Here is a 17,304-nt window from a genome sequence, read left to right as displayed (position 1 = left end):
GGGCGCAGCGGATCAGCGGTGCTCGATCAGCTCATCGAGCGGGTAGCGCACCTTGGCCAGGTCGGCGTACTTGTCGGCCGGATCGCGATACCCGGCGGCGCACACCACGGCACTGCGGTAGGGGGTCGTCTCCAGGCCCAGCAGGCGGTCGTAGTCGGGGGGCGAAAAGCCCTCGATCGGACAGGTGTCCACCTTCAGCAGGGCGGCGGCGGTCATGAAATTGCCCAGGGCGATGTACACCTGGTTGCTGGCCCAGGTGGCGATGGCGGCGCTGCGGGGGCCGTCGACCAGATCCTTCTGCATCATCTGCCGGTAGCCCTCCAGCGGCTCCGCCGGCATGCCGCGGGCCGCACTGGTGGCCTCGATCAGCCGGGTGAGATCGGCCAGCTCGATCGTGCGACGCGCCAGGAACACCACCAGGTGCGAGGCCTCGGTGATCTGGGACTGGTTCCAGGAATGGGGCCGCAGTTCGGCCCGCAGGGCCGGATCCTCAATCACCAGGAACCTCCAGGGCTGCAGGCCGTAGGAGGAGGGGGTGAGCACCAGCGCCGCCTCCAGCGCTGCCCAGGTGTCGGCGGGAATGCGGCGGCTGGGGTCGAACTGCTTGGTGGCGTAGCGCCAGCGGAGGGCATCAAGCAGCTCGGTGGAGCTCAGGGTCATGGCCGGGCAGCGCGGTGACGGAAGGTGTCGAGCGGAACTTAAGCGGGGGCGGCCCGTTCCGCCGGTGATCTCCGATGCCCCCGCTGGGGACCGGGGGCAGGTGTAGACCGGCAACGCCCCGCCCCGCCTCGATGGACCCCAGCGCGGATCTCTCCGGCCCATTCCTGCAGCTCGCCTGCGGCAACTGGGTGACCCAGATGCTGAACGTGGCCGCCGAGCTGGCGATCGCCGACCATCTGGCGGCCGCCGGCCCCGAAGGCCTGACGGCCGAGCAGCTCGCCGGCCGCTGCGGCGCCGACGGCGAATCCCTGTTCCGGCTGCTGCGGGGTCTGGCCAGCCTGGGCGTGTTCGCCGAGGGCGGCAGCCAGCCGCGCCGCTTCGTGCTCACCCCCCTGGCCGAACTGCTGCGCAGCGACCACCCCGGCTCCCTGCGCCAGTTCGTGCGCATGCTCGGCGGCGAGCACTACGACGCCTGGACCGACCTGCTCCACAGCGTCCGCAGCGGCGAGAGCGCCTTCCGCCACCATTTCGGCGAGCCGGTCTTCGACTGGTACGGCCACAACCCCGACCGCGGCGCCATCTTCGACGGCGCCATGACCGACTTCTCCCGCGTCGAGACGGAGGGTCTTCTGGCGACCTGGGACTTCAGCGACGCCCGCCACCTGATCGATGTGGGCGGCGGCCGCGGCGGGCTGCTGCAGGCGGTGCTGCGCCAGCACCACCACCTGCGCGGCACCCTCTTCGACCAGCCGGCGGTGGTGGCGCCGGTGACGGTGCCGCCGGAACTGGAGGGACGCGTCAGCATCGCCGGCGGTGATTTCTTCGCCGGCGTGCCGGCCGGCGGCGACACCTACCTGCTCAAGCACATCCTCCACGACTGGGGCGATGACGCCTGCCTGACGATCCTGGGCCACATCCGCGCCGGCCTCGCCCCGGGCGGGCGGCTGCTGATCCTTGAGCAGGTGATCCCCCCGGGCAACGATCCGGCCCCGGGCAAGCTGCTCGATCTGAACATGCTGGTGATGACCGAGGGCGGCCGGGAGCGCACCCCCACGGAGTACGGCCAGCTGCTGGAGCGCGCCGGCCTGCGCCTGGCGGGGATCCACCCGACCCCGTCACCGGTCGCCGTGGTGGAGGCGGTGGCGGCCTGAGCGCGGGCCCCGGCGTCACACCAGCAGGCCGAGCACCAGGGCGATGGCCCCACCGATGGGGCCGAAGAAGAAGAAGCTGCCCATCGCCGCGGCCAGCTCGCGGTCGTGGCGGGTGTACAGCTGCAGCACCAGCACGTAGCTCAGGCCGGTGCTGAGCACGAAGCCCGCCAAGCCGAACAGCAACCCCCGTCCCAGCCGTTTCCAGCGCATCCCCGGGGGCTCCGCTTGGCCTGCTTTCCTCAACAGGCAGTGTGCCAGAGGCGTTCCACGCCCTAGCGTCGGAGCCAGCCCAGCCCCGGATCCGTGAGCCTTTCCATCGCCCTGCTCACGGTCTCCGACACCCGCACCCTCGCCGACGACGCCTCGGGCCATGCCCTGCAGCAGCGGCTGGAAGCGGCCGGCCACCGGCTGGTGGAGCGCACCCTGGTGCCCGATGACCGCTACCGCATCCGGGCCGAGCTGAGCCGCTGGATCGCCGACCCCGCCGTGCAGGTGGTGATCAGCTCCGGCGGCACCGGCCTCACCGGCCGCGACGGCACCCCCGAGGCCGTCGCGCCCCTGCTCGACAAGACCATCGAGGGCTTCGGCGAACTGTTCCGGGTGCTCTCCTTCGAGACGATCGGCACCAGCACCCTGCAGAGCCGCGCCCTGGCCGGGGTGGCCAACGGCACGGTGGTGTTCGTGCTGCCCGGCTCCCTCGATGCGGTGTCCACCGCCTGGGACCGGCTGATCCGCGCCCAGCTCGACGCCACCACCCGCCCCTGCAACCTGGTGCAGCTGCTGCCACGGCTCACGGAAACCTGATGGGGACCCTCCCTCGGTGGCGGACCCGCCCCTGGTGGCTGGGGGCCCTCGCCCTGCTGCTCAGCGTCGGCCTCTGGTGGCTGCCGTCATCGGCCGGAGCGGGTGTCGCCGCCCCGGCCGATGACGGCGGGGCCCGGGGGGCCGGGACCGGCCCGGCCGACCCGGGGGGCGTGGTGGCCGCCGGCAGTTTCGAACTGGCCAAGGTGAGGATCCTCGGCGTTCCCGCCCTCACCGTGGCCTCGCCGGTGGTGGGACACCAGGGCAATGCCCCCGACGCCCGGCGCCGTGCCGAGGTGATCGAGGGCAACCTGCGCCTCCTCTACGACCCCGAGCACCTCTGCAGCGAGAGCGAACAGCTGGCCGAGTGGGTGCTGGTGAAGGTGCTGGGGGGCAGCGGCGGGGCCTGTGAGCCCTCGCCGCTCCTGGGCGGGAGCGGGAACGCCCCCGGGTCGCTGGTGGTGGAGCGCCGGCAGCTGCCAGGTGGCGATGTGGTGCTGGAGGCCAGGGTGCCGGAACGCTCCGAACCCCTGCCCCTGCTCACGGTCACCCGGGCCGATGCCAGCCTCAACGGCGTCAGCGCCATGGCCCTGGGGGAACGCTGGCAGAAGCGGCTGCAGAGCCGCCTGCGCCATGCCCGCCAGGTGATGCAGCCGGCCGATCTGCGCCGCCGCTGGCAGATCACCGTCGCCGTCCAGCTGGCGCTGGCCCTGGTCACCGCCGCCACCCTCTGGCTGTGGCGCTGGAACCGGCAACGCTGCGCCGCGCTGGTCAGCCGCCGGCTCCCCACCCCTGACCGGGCCCTGGAGCAGCGCCTGCAGCTCCGCCAGGTCTTCGGGCTGGTGCTGCTGCTGCTGGTGCTGCTGCAGCTGATGGTCATGCTGGCCCTGGGCGTGATGGCCGTCCCCGGCAAGGTGCCCCTGGGGCTGCAGTTGCTGCTCCAGCCGGTTCACTCCGTGCTCAAGGTACTGATGGTGGGGCTGGTCGCCCTGCTGGCGCGCTCCCTGGCCACCTTTCTGCTGCACCAGTGGGCCGACGGCGCCAGGGTGCCGGTGGAGGAGCAGGCCCGCCGGGAGCAGCGCCACCGCAGCCTGCTGCGGGTGAGCCATCGCCTCATCGATCTGGCCTGCATCCTGGTGGCGGCGGGCTGGATCCTGATCGACATTCCCGGCATCCGCGCCGCCTCCTCCTCCGCGCTGCTGGCCGGCGGCGCCCTGCTGGGCGGCCTGGCGCTGGTGTTCCAGGGGCTGCTGCGGGACTTCGTCGCCGGCCTCGCCGTGCTGATCGAAGACCGCTACGCCATCGGCGACTGGGTGGAGATCGATGGCCTCGAGGGCGACGTGGTGGATGTGGGCGTGCTGAGCACCCAGCTTCACTGCCTCGACCACCGGGTGGCCGTGGTCCAGAACAGCGCCTTCGACCGGGTGGTCAACCACACCAAGCTGCGCTCCGGGGAAGAGGTGAAGCTGCTGATCTCCCACCGCTGCACCGCCATCGGCCAGGCCCTGGCGGTGGTGGCGGACGAGCTGGCCGCCTTCCACGCCGACCCCACCTGGGGACCCCGGCTGCTGGCGCCCCCCCTGCTGCGGGGCGTCAGTGCCACCGGCCCGCTGGGCATCACCGTCAGCGTCCTGCTCACCACGGTGACCGGCGAGCAGTGGGCCTGCGCCCGGGAGCTGCAGGGGCGCCTGGTGGCCCGCTTCCAGCGGGAGGGGATCCCCCTGGCCGATGGCCTGGAGCTGGCCGCCCGGGGCTGATCAGGGCGAGCCCATCCCCCGCGGGTCGCGCCAGAGCAGCAGGCCCTCGCGTCGCTGCGCGTGGAAATCCCCCGCCCGGCCATCACCCCGGCCGCTGAGGCCCCCGTCCGGGGCGCCGATCACGGTGCCCCCGGCATCGAAGAGCACGCTCATCTGGTCGCAGCACTGGGGCGGCAGGTAGTACACCACCTGGCCCCGGTAGCGGTAGCGCCATACCGTCCGGGGCGGGTTGCCGGGCGGCTGGGCCCGCAGCTGGCCGATCAGCCGCTGCAGCCAGGGCGGGCCGGGAAGCGCCGATGGCGGCGGTGCCGCGGGGGAGGGGGACGCCAGGGCCGTGGGGGCAAGGGCGCCCATCGCCACGCTGCTCACCACCAGGGCGATGGCCGCCAGGCCCGCCCCCCGCCACGGCCCGCACCGGGCGGCACTCCCTGCCATCGGTGCCCCCGGGGTGATCACAGCAGGAAGGCTGCCATGGCCGGCGCCGGTACGGTGGGGCACGCGGAGGAAGGTTCATGGCTGCAGCGACGCCGGACCACGAAACGTTCATCCGCCAGGCGATCGACCTGTCCCGCAAGGCGGCCCTGGAGTACGGCACCGGCGGGGCCTTCGGGGCGGTGATCGTCAGGGACGGGGTGGTCATCTCCCAGGGGATGAACCGCGTGGTGGCCAGCCACGACCCCACCTGGCACGGGGAGATGGAGGCGATCCGGCTGGCCTGCATCACCCTGCAGAGCTTCAAGCTGCCGGGCTGCATCCTGTACACCTCCGCCGAGCCCTGCCCGATGTGCATGGCCACCTGCTACTGGGCCGGCATCGAGGAGGTGTACTACGCCGCCACCGTCGAGGATGCCCTCGAATACGGCGACTTCGACGACCGCCCGATCTACGAGCAGCTGGCCCTGCCCAAGGAGCAGCGCTCCATTCGCCTGACCCAGATCCTGCGGGAGGAGGCGGTGGAGGTCTGGAAGGCCTACCAGGCCCGACCCGACCGGATCCGCTACTGACGCCCAGCGGCGACGGGCGATCCGGTGGCGGCGGCGCTCAGCCGCGGGTGGCGGGCATGGCGCGGAACAGCTGCAGCATCAGGGCCAGGCCCACCAGGATCGCCGTCAGCGTGAGCCGCTGGCCGCGCCGGCTGCCGGTGCCCTCCAGCCACGGCCCGCACAGCCGACTCACCCCGGGCACCAGCCACCAGCCGGTGAGGGCCACGCTGCAGACATTGGCCAGCAGCAGGCCGCTGGGGCCGTCCAGCGGCAGGGGCCGGAGCAGCACCCGCAGCAGCTCCACGGTGGGATAGAGCACCAGCAGCACCAGCAGGTTCACCTTCCAGACGGGCACCCGCTGGCGCCCCGCTTCCCCCAGCCAGTGGGCATAGCCGTCCCAGTCGCCGGCTCCGGCGTAGCGGTACCCCCCGCGCTCGGCGGGGTTGAGGAGGCTCCGCCGCTCCGGACTGTCCATCCAGCCCAGGAAATCGGCCAGGGTGGCGAAGGTGAGCGCCGACTCGTAGAGCAGCTCGCCGTTGTCGGCCTGGCCCAGGGGGAGGGGCAGACTCTCCGCGACGAAGCCCGGATAGCCGCGGGCCGCGGTCCGCAGCCGTTCCTCCAGCTCCAGGAAACCGGTTCGGGCCGCCGGCGCGACGCGATGCAGAAACCGGTAGTGGAAGGGTGGGCCCTGGGTGTCGGGAGCGGATCGCGTCAGAGGCATCGCAGAGGCTTCGCAGCGGCGCCGGGGTCGGCTCACCTTGCGTCATTCTCCGGAGGCGTGCCACGCGGGCTCCTGGTTCAACCAGTCGCTGACGGCGGCGACCACCTCCATGTCCGTATGGCCGACGCCCATGATCGCCAGGTGATCACGCGGCTCGAGCCGGATCAGGTGACGGAGCCGCGGCCCCAGCAGGTCCACGAAGGACGCCACCGTGGCGGTCGCCAGCCGGCTGCCGAAGCCGACGATGGAGGTGAGGTTGAACAGGCGCGAGTTCCCGACGATGCAGAAGCTTTCCGACCGTGACGGCAGCACCCGGATCCAGCGATTCAGCAGCTTCTGCAGCAATGGCAGTGGCACGGCGCCCTCCAGGTCCGCCATCACCGGGTCGAGCAGCAGGGTGGGCTGGTTGTGGAGAGACTGGTGGTCGAGGGGCTCCGAGGAGAGGGCGGCGATGAGCCGTCCGGCCTGATCGGCGCCGACGCAATCGGCCAGGGCTCGCCGCAGGGCATCGAGCTCCAGATCGCTGAGCAGCTCCAGCAGGGCCAGGTACTTGCAGCCGAGGCTGTGGCCGATCCAGGTGAACGGTTTCCAATCGACGTAGGGGTCGGGCGCATGGCCGAGGCGGGTGGCCAGCTCGGCGAGCTCCCGGCGCAGTTCGTCCTGATAGGCGACCAGACTGAGGGCGATGGACCAGTGGCGGAAGGAAAAGCGGAACGGCAGGGCCACCAGCGTGTAGCCCTGGGCATGGAGCAGGGACAGGAACCTTCGGTAGAAGACGGTGGGGAAGGTGCCGAAGAAGGCACCGCCGATGAAGACGACCACACCCCTGGGCCGGGGATGAAGGGCAGCCCAGCAGAAATGCAGCGGCTGAAAATGCAGCGGCTGAACGGGAAGGGACATCGGTGGTACGCGCTGATCGCTGGGCGCTGTTCTACGACCATGCGGCAGGAGGAAAAGCGACCTCGATGGCAGGCCTTCTGCATGGTCGTGACAGGCCCGAGTCACCTCGAAGACACAACCGTGAGATCGATACATTGCATGTAGGAACTGTCAACTCGGCTCGGACTATTGATTCAGAGTACGTCCACAGGCAGGCCCTCGCACAGGGTCCCATCGTCATCGCCAGGATTGACTCGTCCCGGCGTTGCTCGTTCCGGTGTTGTGTGATCTTCCCTGCCTGCGATTGATCTCCAACATCGAGCACCCCCATGGCCATCATCTCCACCTTCGAACTGCTTGCGAAACCCCAGCTTCCGAGCGGTATCCCAGGCCCGATCGCCAGCCTCAGCCGCAATGTGATCATCGGCTACTTCCTGACGATCTCCAATACGAGCCTCACCGATCTGCTGCTCTCTGTGGTGTTCACTGCCCGCACCAATTCCGGCTCCGGGCTGGAAGGCAGCATTTCCTTCCTTGACACGTCCGGCACCAACATTGCCGGCGCCCTCGAGCCGACGTCGACGGCCAACAAGTTCCGCTTTTCACCCCTGAGTCTGCCCGCGTCGGCCACCGCCCAGCTCCTGGTGCAGCCGACACCCGACAAGGTGGAGACCCTGGATTATGAGGTCCGGGGGTACGTGGAACTCTCGCTCTCCTCGCTGTCGGGCTCCCTCACGAACATCCCCCTGCAGGTGAGCGCGGAGCAGCGCGGCACCTTCTTCGCCGATCTCAAGGGCGCCACCCTGGCCGACAAGGCTCTGGATCAGGTGGCCTGGGCGCTGCCGGTGCCCGACGGGGGGCGCGTCCTGCTCAGCAGCACCTGAGCCGGCGCCGCGGGCGGCCCCTCAGGCCGCCCGCAACCAGCGGCGGCGCGCCCTGTCGCTGAGGTCCTCGCCGACCAGGGTAAGCAGGGCATAGGCGGCCACCAGCGCCAGCAGCTGGTCCCAGGCGAAGGAGCTGAGGCTCTCCAGCAGCTGGCTGCCCAGCCCGGTCGCCCCCACCAGGCCCACCACCACCGATTCCCGCAGGATCACATCGGCCCGGTAGGCGCCGTAGGCCAGGTAGGGCCGGGCCAGGGCACTGAAGCGGCCGTAGAGCAGGGCCAGCCGCGGCCCGCTGCCGCCGCAGGCCAGGGCCTCCTCAGCGGCCGGATCGGTGGCGTCGGCACTCTCCAGCAGCAGCCGGCCCAGCACACCCAGGTTATGGAAGCCCAGGGCCAGGGCGGCGGTGATCACCCCCGGCTCCAGCACGAACAGCAGCAGCAGGGCCGTCAGCGGCGGCGGCCACAGGCGACCCAGGGCCCACAGCAGCCGCAGCCCCTGCCGCGCCCAGCCCACCGGAGCCGCCACCAGCAGCAGCAGCGGCGCGAGCCCCACCGCCAGGCTGGCCGCCAGGGCGGTGAGCAGCAGGGTGCCCCCCACCAGCCGGGCCCAGGGCAGGGCCCAGGTGGCCGCCCAGTCGCCGGCCCCCAGGCCCGGCAAGGGCTGCCAGCTGAGCAGGGCCGCCGGATCCACCCCCAGGGCCCGGCCCACCACGACGCAGAGGGGCAGCAGGGCCACCAGGGCCATCAGCATCTCGCGGCTGCGCTCGCCCACCCCCCGCCGGGCCAGCACGAACCGGCCGGGCACCAGCCAGCGCCGCCGCAGCAGGCTGATGCCCGCTTCCAGGGCCAGCATCACCGCCAGCAGCAGCCACAGGCCGCTCCAGAGCTCATGGAACTGCAGCGACTGCAGCGTCAGCTTGAGGTCGGTGCCCAGGCCCCCGAGGCCGAACACCCCCAGCAGGGTGGCGCTGCGCAGGGCGCACTCCAGCCGGTAGCCGCCGTAGCTGAGCACCCCCGGCAGCAGGGCCGGCCCCAGGGCCGTGAGCAGGGCCGCCGGGGCCGGGGCGCCCGCCGCCCGCAGGGCCTCCAGGCCGGTGGTGGGCAGGGCATCGAGCAGGTCGGAGAGCACCCGGGCCACCAGGGCCCCGAAGGGCAGGGCGATCGCCAGCACCGCCACCGCCGGCTGCAGCCCCACCAGCTGGAGCAGCAGCAGGCCCCAGATCAGTTCATGGATCGCCCGGGGCAGGGCCAGCAGGCGGCGGATCAGTTCCGCCGGCACGCCGCTGCCCGTCAGGGTGCGCCACACGGTGCGGGAGCTGGCCGCCCCCAGCAGCAGGCCGAGCACCAGGCTGCCGGCCCAGCCGAGCAGGGCCATCCCTGCCGTCACCCCCAGCCCCTTCAGCAGCGACGTCAGCACCACCGGATCCAGGGAGGGCGTCACCGCCGCCACCAGGAAGCCGCCGATCAGCTCCCAGCCGCCCCCGTGCACCAGCGGCGGCAGCAGGACGGCCAGGGGCACCAGCACCAGGGCCGGCAGCAGCATCAGCAGCGGCGGCGCCGGTTTCAAGGGGCCACGCCGGGCGGGATGCCCCCGTAGAGGTCCGCCAGCAGGGCCTCGCTGACCTGCGCCACCGGCCCGTCGAACAGCACCCGGCCGTCCTTGAGGCCCACGGCCCGATCGAAACCGGCGAGCAGGTCGGGGCGGTGCAGGCTCAGCAGCAGGGCCCGGGGGGCCACGGCCTGGGCCAGCAGCAGGGCCAGCAGCTCGCCGGCCAGGCGCGGATCGAGGCTGGCCAGGGGTTCATCGGCCAGCAGCAAAGTGGGCTCCTGGCGGAGCAGCCGGGCCATCGCCACCCGCTGGCGCTGGCCGCCGGAGAGGGCCGTCACCGGCTGCTCCAGCAGGGCCGGATCCAGATCCATCGCCCGCAGGGCCGCCGCGCAGGCCTCGGTGTCGAGCGGCAGCAGCAGGTTGAGCAGGGCCCGGGGCCAGCCCCAGCGGGCCAGGCGGGCGGCGTTGAGGTTCTGCTGGACGGTCAGCTCCTCGATCAGGCGCAGGTCCTGCCAGAGGGTGCCGATGCGCGCCTGCTGGCGCCGCCGGCCGCGGCGGGAGCGGGCGGGGGGCTGGCCCTCCCAGAGCACCGTGCCCGCCGCCGGCGGCAGCAGGCCGTTGGCCACCGCCAGCAGGGTGCTCTTGCCGGCACCGCTGGCCCCCAGCAGCGCCACCCGCTCGCCCGGGGCCAGGCTGAGGTCGACGTCCTCCAGCCGGGGCCGCCCGCGGCCGGCCACACGGACGCCCTGGAGCGCGAGCACGGCGGTGGCGGGGCCGGCGGCCATCGGGGGCGGGAAGCGCGAACGTCGGATCCAGATTGCCAGCCATCCGGCCCGGGCCCCTGGCACGTCTGGACGAACCCCCGTGGCTCGTCAGGCCGAAGGGAGCCCCAGCAGAATCAACCCACCCCCCGTCCTGCGCCGCGGCCCCCGATGACCTCCTCCAGCGGATCCAGGCCCTCGCTCCTCGATGGAGTCGCCCGGGTGCTTCTGTGCCTGGTGTTCCTGCACGCGGCGATCGGCAAGCTGACGGGCTTCGCCGGCGTGGCCGGGATGATCGCCGGCCGGGGCATCCCCCTGGCGCCGGTGCTGCTGGCGGCGGCCGTGGCGCTGATGGTCGTGGGATCGGTGCTGGTGATCAGCGGCTTCCGGGCACGGCTCGGGGCGATCCTGCTGCTGCTGTTCCTGGTGCCCACCACCCTGCTGTTCCACAGCGATGTGGCCGACCCCCAGGAGCGGATCCAGCTGCTGAAGAACCTCTCGATCATCGGCGGCCTGCTGCTGGTGGCCGATCGGCAGCCCTGAACGGGCCGAACCGTGACCCCACGCGGCGCCGTGGCCAGGCTGGGCGAGCATGGCCGGGCGGCCTCCTGCCCCTGCCGCCCGGTCCGATCCCATGGTCTTCGCGTCCCCCCGCTCCTACATCCTCCTGTCGGTGGCGGCGGCGGTGGCCACCATCGTGCTCAAGACCGCGGCCTGGCGCTACACCGGCTCGGTGGGCCTGCTCTCGGATGCGATGGAATCCGGGGTGAACCTGGTGGCGGCCCTGGGGGCCTTCTGGGCCCTCAGCCTGGCGGCCAAACCGGCCGACCGCACCCATCACTACGGCCACTTCAAGGCCGAGTACTTCTCCAGCGGTCTGGAGAGCGTGCTGATCGTGCTGGCGGCCGTGGCGATCATCCACTCCGCCGTGGGGCGGCTGCAGCACCCGGAACCGCTGGAGCAGCTGGGGCTGGGCATGGCCCTCTCCCTGGTGGCGACGGTCCTCAACGGCGTGGTGGCCTGGGTGCTGCTGCGGGCCTCCCGCCACTTCCACTCGATCACCCTGCGGGCCGACGCCCACCATCTGTTCACCGACGTCTGGACCTCCTGCGGCGTGCTGCTGGGCATCGGCCTGGTGAAGCTCACCGGCCTGACGATCCTCGACCCGATCATCGCCATCGCCGTGGCGCTCAACATCACCCTGACCGGCTGGAATCTGCTGCGGGAGACGGCCACCGGCCTGCTCGACCGCTCGCTCCCCATCGACGAGCAGGACAAGCTGGAGGCGCTGCTGGCCTCCCATGCCTCGGAGGAGATCCGCTTCCATGCCCTGCGCACCCGGGTGGCGGGGTCGCGCCGCTTCGTCGCCCTGCACGTGCTGGTGCCGGGCCGCTGGACCGTGCAGGCCGGCCATGACTTCTGCGAACGGCTGGAACAGGAGATCGCCGACGCCCTGCCCCGCAGCGATGTGCTCACCCACCTCGAGCCGATCGAGGACCCCAGGGCGTGGGACGACCAGGGGTTCCGCTGGGAGGAGGGCTGAGCCCCATACGATCCAGCCAGCCGTCGCAGCGCCCCCGTCCCCATGGCCACCGTCCTGATCACCGGCACCAACCGCGGCATCGGCCTGGAGTACTGCCGCCAGCTCCAGGCCAGGGGCGACACGGTGGTGGCGGTCTGCCGCACCCCATCTCCCGAGCTGGAGCGCCTCGGGGTGCGCATCGAGGCGGGGATCGACCTCACCGACGCGGCCGCCATCGACGCCCTGGTGGAACGGCTCGATGGCCTGCGCCTCGATGCCCTGATCCTCAACGCCGGGATCCTGGAGTCCACCAGCCTGGGGGCCCTCGATGCCGAAAGCCTGCGGCGCCAGTTCGAGGTGAACGCCATCGCCCCCCTGCAGCTCACGCGGGCCCTGCTGGGCCAGCTGCCCGAGGGCGCCAAGGTGATCCTGATGACGAGCCGCATGGGCTCGATCGACGACAACGGCTCCGGCGGCTCCTATGGCTACCGGATGTCGAAGGTGGCGCTCAACATGGCCGGCCGGTCCCTGGCCATCGACCTGCGCCCCCGCGGCATCGCCGTGGCCCTGCTCCATCCCGGCCTGGTGAGCACCCGCATGACGGGCTTCAGCGCCCAGGGCATCAGCCCCGAGGAGTCGGTGCGCGGCCTGCTGGCCCGCATCGACGCCCTGACCCTGGAGACGAGCGGCACCTTCTGGCACGCCAACGGCCAGGTGCTGCCCTGGTAGGGGCACCCGTGAAACGGCGATCAGACCGCCGCCGTCTGAGGCGGCACGTCGTAGTGGAGTTCGGCGAACGCCTCACCAAGGGCCTGCACCGATGTGAGTCTCAGGGGCGGGAAGGCGATCCGCCGGGGCAGGAGCGGCCATCCCTGGCCCAGCGTCACGGAGGCCACCTGAATGATCAGCTCATCCAGCAGGCCGGCATCGAAGAACTGACCCGCCAGTTCGCCCCCACCGGCAATCCAGATGTTCTTGCCCTCCGCGGCGGCGACCATCTCCCGGTGCACGGGGGAGACAGCACCCTGCACGATGCGCAGATCCGCGTTGCGGACGGAGGCAAGCGTGCGGCTTGTGAAAATCCACGTGGGTTGCTCAAAGCGCCAGGGCTTTTCCTCCGACGTTCCCGCTTTGATGTAATGATCCAGCAGCCACTGATAGGTGGCTGAACCCATGGCAATCGCCCCAACCCCAGCCAGGAAGTTCTCATAGCCTGGGCCTTCCGCTTCACCGAATTGAAGCAACCAGTCCAGGGAATGGTCCGTGGTGGCGATGAACCCATCCAGGCTGCATGCCGCGTAATACTGAGTTTTCACGGAGAGGTTGACGCAGTTGGTGATTGAGATCAACGCCGAGGTCAAGGGAGCAGGATCACATCGGCGGCCCTCCATTGAAGGCTGCTGGTTTTTGTGGGATGAGGGCAAGATACGAAGCGTCCCATGTGCCGCAGATCAGCACCTTGACTGCGCCTTCGGCAACCGGAAAAACTCCATCAGTCGACATCTGCCTCACTAGGCTGATTCCAGTCCAACGCAATCGAACCGATGATGGTGTTAGCCGACCAGGTCAACAGCTCCCCTGAGGACATTGGTGCCAACCTGACTCCAGATGAGATCAAGGATTCCCTGGGCTCCCTTCCGGGCTGGGATCTGGTGGATGGCCATCACTTGCACAAAGCCTTGACCTTTCAGGACTTCAGCTCAGCCCTGGACTGGGTGGGTCACGCTGGAGCCATCTGTGAGAAACAGGGCCACCACGCCGACTTCAAGTTAGGCTGGGGCTATGCGGAAGCGATCACCTACACCCACCAGTCTGAAGGACTCACCCGGGCTGATATCACTCTGGCGACAGAACTTGATTCCATCGAAGGGGCCGACATGAGCTGAGGAGAACCTGCTCCTCGATGTCTGCAGGCTGGGGACTTCCCACACCAAGGTGGAGTTCCTCAGTCGTGGATGCCAGGCCGCGCCGCTGATCCTGATTCAGCCCATGCCGGCCTTGTCCTTGACAGTCTCGACGGCATTGCGACCCTTGGCCTCAGCCTGCTTCGCCTTGCCAGCGAGGCGATCTCCCTTGCTGCCAGTGACCTTGCCAATCGATTCCTGAGTCTTGCCCTCCATGTCCTTCGTGCCAGCCTTGAAGCGGCCGGCAGCGGCGGCCAGGGGCACGGTGGAGGCGCTGAGGAGGGTAACTCCAGAGGCCTGAGCGGAAGCGCTCAAGGCCGGCGTGGCGATCAACATCAGCAGGCTGATGACCAGGCCAAGGCCAGTGGCGGCCAGCTGGCGCAGCAAACGAATGTGGCGATTCATGGCGAGAATGGAGAGGGGGAAACGAGAATGAATGGGAATGAACTGTGGCAGCTGATGCGTCATGAATGACGCAGCTCTTCAAATCACGTTGCGCCGCCCGGTGAGGAACGAGATCAGGGCAAGCACGAGAAACACAAGAAACAGGACCTGGGCGATGCTCGCAGCTGACCCGGCGATACCACTGAAGCCGAGAACGCCAGCAATGATCGCAATGACAAAAAAGGATATGGCGTAGTTAAGCATGACGGGGCTCCTAAGGTGTGTTGATCAGCTGGGCGATCTCTTGCTGACTCTTGCCAAGCTTCTTCTGCAGATGACATAGCAGCTCCTCCTCCTGGCCCTGGGTGTAAGCCAGGTCGTCATCAGTGAGATCGGCAAACTTCTGCCTGAGCTTGCCTTTTAACTCATGCCATTCACCTTTGAACTGAAGCTTGTTCATGGCTGGGTCCGCAAGGATCTGGAAACAATGGATGGGGCACAAGGAAGGGTCGGATTGCTGGCAGAGCAGAGCCTTTCGCTGGTCACACCCCAAGGCTCCTCTTCCTTCACTATGGGCCTCCAACAGGTGGTTGAATGCTGAGGATGCGCCTCAAATCCACGGCATCTCCATGGTGCAATGGATTGCGCAGGCTCGGTTGTGTTGCTGGTACAACCCTGCGCCATTGAGGGATCAGCCAGCGCATAGCCTCCAGATGTCACGACCTGGTGCCGTGATGACGCCGCTGCGAGAAGAAAGCTGACCAACAATTGCGCCTCGGCAACACCAGATCAAAAGAGCAGGGTCAAACCCCGGACATCCATCACCAGCATTGGCCTGAAGGGGACACGCGCAAGCCATCGCCGACACCAGCGTGACCAGCGTCCATCATGTCCTTGATGGACCGTTCAATCCGGTGCGACTCGGCATCGCCCGACGCGGCGTTCAGAAGGGAGCCACCCTGGACAACCTCCGCGATGGGGACATCGATGGTGGGCTGCAGAGCGTTCGCCATCTTCTCCACCAGAAGGGCCCAAAGCTTGCAGCCCCTACCGCCAGCTGGCCCACTGTCCCGAGGGAAGCCTGGGCCGCGCCCACCTCGCCTTCATGGACCGCATCGGCTTCCGTGTCCCCGGTGAACGTGGTGGCCCTGGTAGGGACGGCAGCGAAGGATCTCAGCGGCCCGGCAGGGCCAGCTGCAGGGTCAGCAGCCGCCCATCCCGCCGCAGGGTGAGGCCCAGGGGCCGGCCCACGGGGTGCGCGGCCACCCGCTCGATCACCTGGCGGGCGCTGCTCACGGGCTGGCCATCGATCGCCGCGATGTCATCGCCGACCTGCAGCCCGGAGCGCTCCGCCAGCGAGCCGGGAGCCACCTGGTGGATTTCCACCCGGCCGCCGTGGGTTTCCAGATACACCCCCAGCCGCAGGCCCGCCGGCGGCGGGGACACGACGCCGTACACCGCCGTCGCCAGGCCCGGCTGCAGCGCTGCGCAGTCGAGGCTGGCCTCCCAGGGCAGCAACCAGGCCACGTCCGCCAGGCCCAGGGCCCGCAGCTGATGGGGCACGCCGTGGCCCCCGGCCAGGTGGCCGTTGCCGATCAGGGCCACGACCGGAGCCCCGGGGCGCCGGCGGTGCTGCTCAGCGATGGCCTCGGCCATGGCCCGGTCCCAGAGGAGCTGGCTCTCCACGAAGCGGCCGAAGGAAGGGTCCTCCAGCCCCGGCACCCCCTGGCTGCCGCTGGGGACGAAGGGATGGTGCCGCCAGAGCCGGTGCAGCTGGGCCCGGTAGGCCGCGTCGGCCGGCGCCGGTCGCCCCACCCCCTCCCGCTCGCGGACGGGCACCGCCGCGGCGCCCTCGGCCCGCACCCGCCGCACCAGCCGGCGCTCCACGTTCAGGGCCACGAGCGGCAGCCGCCGGTCACGGGCAAAACGCAGGATCGGCAGATACAGCTCGGCGTCGTAGCCCCAGATGGTCGGCCAGTCGAGGGCGTCGAGGAAGGCGCGCTCCTCCAGGGCCCCGGCCACCCAGCGGTCGAGCACCGGCTGCAGCCGGCGCGGCACCATCTCCAGGCCGAGGCTCAGGCCGGGGCTGCGCGCCTGCAGCGCCTGGAGCGTGGCCAGCTGCCAGCGGTGGTGGGCGGCGCTGTCGTGGCGCTCCCCCAGCAGCACCGCCGGACGCCGGGCCAGGCGATCGAGCAGGTCGGCGGCCGCCAGGGTGCGGGGACCCGCGGCAGTGGGCTCCACCCAGGCCCCCGAGGGCACACAGGCGCCGGCGGCCGCCGGCCCAGGCCAGCCCAGCAGGGCCGCCAGGGCCAGCCCGGCGGCCGTGTAGCCGCGGCGCTGCCGGCGGGCGGGGCCGATCAGCGGATCTTGCCGATCTGGCGGCCCACCTTCTCAATGGGGCTGTAGGCCGCCGCATTGGCGGGGATGAACCGCTGGGCGCCGAACAACGCCAGCACCTCCTTCTGCCGGGGATTGGTGGGGCGCCAGCTGAGGATCGCCGACCTCATCTTGGCGGTGAAGCCCTTGCCGAAACGCTTGTCGAGATCGGGCTGGGCAATCCAGTGGTAGTTGGGATAGCCGGGGGTTTTCCAGATCTGCACCACCTTGGCGCGGTCCACCTTGCCCTCGCTGAGGCTGCTGCGCCAGACCTCTTCGCTGACGGCGCCGGCCTGGTAGGCGCCGCTCTGCACCAGGGCGATCGTGGCGTCATGGCTGCTGCTGAAGCCGGGGGCACCGCCGGCGAAATCGCTCAGCTTGACCCCGGCCTGATTCAGATAAAACTGGGGCATCAGGCGGCCGGAGGTGGAGCTCTCCGAGCCGAAGGTGAAACGCTTGCCCTTCAGCTCCGCCAGCCCCTTGACGTTGGTGATCGGCTTCAGGCCGCTGCTCCTGTTGGCGATGAAGACGCTCTGGAACGACGCGTCGATGTCACGCTGGGCGATCACCACGGCGCCGGGCTTCTGCAGGCGCGCCTGCACCCCCGTGAGACTGCCGAACCACACCAGATCCAGGCCACCGGTGCGGAACGCGGTGACGGCGGCGGCGTAATCCACGACCGGCACGTAGACCACCTTCACCCCCAGCTGCCGGCTGAGCTCATTGGCCACCAGCGGGTAGAGCCGGTTGAGCGTCTCGGGCTTCTGGTCGGGGATGGCACCGATGCGCAGCACCTTCTGGCTCTGCTGGGCCGCCGCCGGAGCCGGCCGGCCGGGGAGGGGGGCGGCGGGGGGCGCCAGCAGGGGCAGCATCGCCAGCGATACCCCCATCAGGGCGGCGGTGGCAGTGGTGCGGATCCGGAACAACATCGGGCTTGGGCAGGGGAGCAGGCCGTTGCTCCACTATGGCGACC

22 protein-coding genes are annotated in these 17,304 nt (G+C 70.3%); 9 read left to right on the top strand and 13 right to left on the bottom strand.

Translation table 11 applies throughout. The features are described from left to right. Nucleotides 1-12: 12 nt before the first annotated feature. Nucleotides 13-660 carry an NAD(P)H-dependent oxidoreductase gene (locus tag KBZ08_RS06595; RefSeq protein ID WP_254972127.1) on the bottom strand — a complete coding sequence of 216 codons (648 nt, stop codon included), beginning with the start codon at nt 658-660 and terminating at the stop codon, nt 13-15. 131 nt (nt 661-791) lie between these two features. On the opposite strand from KBZ08_RS06595, the gene KBZ08_RS06590 reads away from it, so the two are divergent. Continuing rightward, nucleotides 792-1,811, top strand: coding sequence for an acetylserotonin O-methyltransferase (locus KBZ08_RS06590; RefSeq protein WP_254972126.1), 1,020 nt, complete (start codon nt 792-794; stop codon nt 1,809-1,811). A 15-nt stretch (nt 1,812-1,826) separates the two neighbouring features. Here KBZ08_RS06590 and KBZ08_RS06585 read toward each other — a convergent pair whose 3' ends face one another. Then, entirely contained in the window at nt 1,827-2,021 is a 195-nt protein-coding gene (locus KBZ08_RS06585; RefSeq protein WP_146134505.1) for a hypothetical protein, read from the bottom strand. Between the two features lie 93 nt (nt 2,022-2,114). Between KBZ08_RS06585 and moaB the strand changes: the two genes are divergently transcribed. Both moaB and KBZ08_RS06575 read left to right on the top strand, forming a co-directional pair. After that, entirely contained in the window at nt 2,115-2,615 is a 501-nt protein-coding gene (gene moaB / locus KBZ08_RS06580; protein WP_106219543.1) for a molybdenum cofactor biosynthesis protein B, read from the top strand. Further along, nucleotides 2,615-4,369, top strand: coding sequence for a mechanosensitive ion channel family protein (locus KBZ08_RS06575; RefSeq protein WP_254972125.1), 1,755 nt, complete (start codon nt 2,615-2,617; stop codon nt 4,367-4,369). Before moaB ends, KBZ08_RS06575 begins: the two co-directional genes overlap by 1 nt. Here KBZ08_RS06575 and KBZ08_RS06570 read toward each other — a convergent pair whose 3' ends face one another. Beyond that, a complete protein-coding gene (locus tag KBZ08_RS06570; RefSeq protein ID WP_254972124.1) occupies nt 4,370-4,867 on the bottom strand; it encodes a DUF6970 domain-containing protein in 498 nt (165 codons plus the stop codon). Nucleotides 4,868-4,881: 14 nt separating this feature from the next. Between KBZ08_RS06570 and KBZ08_RS06565 the strand changes: the two genes are divergently transcribed. Then, entirely contained in the window at nt 4,882-5,373 is a 492-nt protein-coding gene (locus tag KBZ08_RS06565) for a nucleoside deaminase (RefSeq protein WP_254972123.1), read from the top strand. A 37-nt stretch (nt 5,374-5,410) separates the two neighbouring features. Here KBZ08_RS06565 and KBZ08_RS06560 read toward each other — a convergent pair whose 3' ends face one another. Continuing rightward, entirely contained in the window at nt 5,411-6,073 is a 663-nt protein-coding gene (locus tag KBZ08_RS06560) for a hypothetical protein (protein ID WP_254972122.1), read from the bottom strand. Nucleotides 6,074-6,115: 42 nt separating this feature from the next. Next, entirely contained in the window at nt 6,116-6,973 is an 858-nt protein-coding gene (locus KBZ08_RS06555; protein WP_254972121.1) for a DUF1350 family protein, read from the bottom strand. Between the two features lie 308 nt (nt 6,974-7,281). On the opposite strand from KBZ08_RS06555, the gene KBZ08_RS06550 reads away from it, so the two are divergent. Then, nucleotides 7,282-7,836, top strand: a complete 555-nt coding sequence (locus KBZ08_RS06550; RefSeq protein WP_106219549.1) for a hypothetical protein — start codon at nt 7,282-7,284, stop codon at nt 7,834-7,836. A gap of 21 nt (nt 7,837-7,857) precedes the next feature. Here KBZ08_RS06550 and KBZ08_RS06545 read toward each other — a convergent pair whose 3' ends face one another. Together KBZ08_RS06545 and KBZ08_RS06540 are read right to left on the bottom strand one after the other, a co-directional pair. Then, complete coding sequence (locus KBZ08_RS06545; protein WP_254972120.1) at nt 7,858-9,402, bottom strand: ABC transporter permease; 1,545 nt, start codon at nt 9,400-9,402, stop codon at nt 7,858-7,860. Then, entirely contained in the window at nt 9,399-10,169 is a 771-nt protein-coding gene (locus KBZ08_RS06540; protein ID WP_254972119.1) for a phosphonate ABC transporter ATP-binding protein, read from the bottom strand. The genes KBZ08_RS06545 and KBZ08_RS06540 overlap by 4 nt, the downstream gene beginning before the upstream one ends. Nucleotides 10,170-10,316: 147 nt before the next feature. Between KBZ08_RS06540 and KBZ08_RS06535 the strand changes: the two genes are divergently transcribed. The 3 genes from KBZ08_RS06535 (at nt 10,317) to KBZ08_RS06525 (ending at nt 12,396) form a co-directional block, all read left to right on the top strand. Beyond that, nucleotides 10,317-10,688, top strand: a complete 372-nt coding sequence (locus KBZ08_RS06535; protein ID WP_106219552.1) for a DoxX family protein — start codon at nt 10,317-10,319, stop codon at nt 10,686-10,688. A 91-nt stretch (nt 10,689-10,779) separates the two neighbouring features. Further along, the gene (locus tag KBZ08_RS06530; RefSeq protein WP_106219553.1) at nt 10,780-11,688 is read left to right on the top strand and encodes a cation diffusion facilitator family transporter; all 909 of its coding nucleotides are present in this window, start codon (nt 10,780-10,782) and stop codon (nt 11,686-11,688) included. A gap of 42 nt (nt 11,689-11,730) precedes the next feature. Next, on the top strand, nt 11,731-12,396 hold the full coding sequence (locus KBZ08_RS06525) for an SDR family oxidoreductase (RefSeq protein ID WP_254972118.1): 666 nt from the start codon (nt 11,731-11,733) through the stop codon (nt 12,394-12,396). A gap of 20 nt (nt 12,397-12,416) precedes the next feature. On the opposite strand, the gene KBZ08_RS06520 is transcribed toward KBZ08_RS06525, so the two are convergent. Next, nucleotides 12,417-13,028 (bottom strand): dihydrofolate reductase family protein, encoded by a 612-nt coding sequence (locus KBZ08_RS06520; protein WP_219903811.1) that lies wholly within the window; start codon nt 13,026-13,028, stop codon nt 12,417-12,419. Between the two features lie 186 nt (nt 13,029-13,214). Here KBZ08_RS06520 and KBZ08_RS06515 point away from each other — a divergent pair, with 186 nt between their 5' ends. Beyond that, nucleotides 13,215-13,553, top strand: coding sequence for a 4a-hydroxytetrahydrobiopterin dehydratase (locus KBZ08_RS06515; RefSeq protein WP_254972117.1), 339 nt, complete (start codon nt 13,215-13,217; stop codon nt 13,551-13,553). A gap of 96 nt (nt 13,554-13,649) precedes the next feature. On the opposite strand, the gene KBZ08_RS16490 is transcribed toward KBZ08_RS06515, so the two are convergent. The 5 genes from KBZ08_RS16490 to KBZ08_RS06490 form a co-directional block, all read right to left on the bottom strand. Next, nucleotides 13,650-14,039: a CsbD family protein gene (locus tag KBZ08_RS16490; RefSeq protein ID WP_315861245.1), complete on the bottom strand. Its 390-nt coding sequence runs from the start codon at nt 14,037-14,039 to the stop codon at nt 13,650-13,652. Nucleotides 14,040-14,054: 15 nt separating this feature from the next. Next, a complete protein-coding gene (locus KBZ08_RS06505) occupies nt 14,055-14,219 on the bottom strand; it encodes a DUF1328 domain-containing protein (protein WP_106219555.1) in 165 nt (54 codons plus the stop codon). A 10-nt stretch (nt 14,220-14,229) separates the two neighbouring features. Further along, nucleotides 14,230-14,415, bottom strand: a complete 186-nt coding sequence (locus tag KBZ08_RS06500; RefSeq protein WP_254972116.1) for a CsbD family protein — start codon at nt 14,413-14,415, stop codon at nt 14,230-14,232. Nucleotides 14,416-15,128: 713 nt separating this feature from the next. After that, nucleotides 15,129-16,196, bottom strand: a complete 1,068-nt coding sequence (locus KBZ08_RS06495) for a ChaN family lipoprotein (RefSeq protein ID WP_254972115.1) — start codon at nt 16,194-16,196, stop codon at nt 15,129-15,131. A gap of 116 nt (nt 16,197-16,312) precedes the next feature. Next, a complete protein-coding gene (locus KBZ08_RS06490) occupies nt 16,313-17,260 on the bottom strand; it encodes a putative selenate ABC transporter substrate-binding protein (RefSeq protein WP_254972114.1) in 948 nt (315 codons plus the stop codon). Nucleotides 17,261-17,304: the final 44 nt, after the last annotated feature.

It is taken from the genome of Cyanobium sp. Candia 9D4, from assembly GCF_024346155.1.
GTDB classification, from domain to species: domain Bacteria; phylum Cyanobacteriota; class Cyanobacteriia; order PCC-6307; family Cyanobiaceae; genus Cyanobium; species Cyanobium minutissimum.
This window is presented reverse-complemented; position numbering and strand designations above follow the sequence as displayed.

Bases quoted from the DNA above. Each gene is read 5' to 3' on its own strand.
- KBZ08_RS06575 (WP_254972125.1), top strand. From the start codon at position 2,615: ATGGGGACCCTCCCTCGGTGGCGGACCCGCCCCTGGTGGCTGGGGGCC.
- KBZ08_RS06590 (WP_254972126.1), top strand. From the start codon at position 792: ATGGACCCCAGCGCGGATCTCTCCGGCCCATTCCTGCAGCTCGCCTGC.
- KBZ08_RS16490 (WP_315861245.1), bottom strand. From the start codon at position 14,039: ATGACGCATCAGCTGCCACAGTTCATTCCCATTCATTCTCGTTTCCCC.
- KBZ08_RS06530 (WP_106219553.1), top strand. From the start codon at position 10,780: ATGGTCTTCGCGTCCCCCCGCTCCTACATCCTCCTGTCGGTGGCGGCG.
- KBZ08_RS06595 (WP_254972127.1), bottom strand. From the start codon at position 660: ATGACCCTGAGCTCCACCGAGCTGCTTGATGCCCTCCGCTGGCGCTAC.
- KBZ08_RS06535 (WP_106219552.1), top strand. From the start codon at position 10,317: ATGACCTCCTCCAGCGGATCCAGGCCCTCGCTCCTCGATGGAGTCGCC.
- KBZ08_RS06515 (WP_254972117.1), top strand. From the start codon at position 13,215: ATGGTGTTAGCCGACCAGGTCAACAGCTCCCCTGAGGACATTGGTGCC.
- KBZ08_RS06500 (WP_254972116.1), bottom strand. From the start codon at position 14,415: ATGAACAAGCTTCAGTTCAAAGGTGAATGGCATGAGTTAAAAGGCAAG.
- KBZ08_RS06525 (WP_254972118.1), top strand. From the start codon at position 11,731: ATGGCCACCGTCCTGATCACCGGCACCAACCGCGGCATCGGCCTGGAG.
- KBZ08_RS06540 (WP_254972119.1), bottom strand. From the start codon at position 10,169: ATGGCCGCCGGCCCCGCCACCGCCGTGCTCGCGCTCCAGGGCGTCCGT.
- KBZ08_RS06490 (WP_254972114.1), bottom strand. From the start codon at position 17,260: ATGTTGTTCCGGATCCGCACCACTGCCACCGCCGCCCTGATGGGGGTA.
- KBZ08_RS06560 (WP_254972122.1), bottom strand. From the start codon at position 6,073: ATGCCTCTGACGCGATCCGCTCCCGACACCCAGGGCCCACCCTTCCAC.
- KBZ08_RS06555 (WP_254972121.1), bottom strand. From the start codon at position 6,973: ATGTCCCTTCCCGTTCAGCCGCTGCATTTTCAGCCGCTGCATTTCTGC.
- KBZ08_RS06585 (WP_146134505.1), bottom strand. From the start codon at position 2,021: ATGCGCTGGAAACGGCTGGGACGGGGGTTGCTGTTCGGCTTGGCGGGC.
- KBZ08_RS06505 (WP_106219555.1), bottom strand. From the start codon at position 14,219: ATGCTTAACTACGCCATATCCTTTTTTGTCATTGCGATCATTGCTGGC.
- KBZ08_RS06550 (WP_106219549.1), top strand. From the start codon at position 7,282: ATGGCCATCATCTCCACCTTCGAACTGCTTGCGAAACCCCAGCTTCCG.
- KBZ08_RS06565 (WP_254972123.1), top strand. From the start codon at position 4,882: ATGGCTGCAGCGACGCCGGACCACGAAACGTTCATCCGCCAGGCGATC.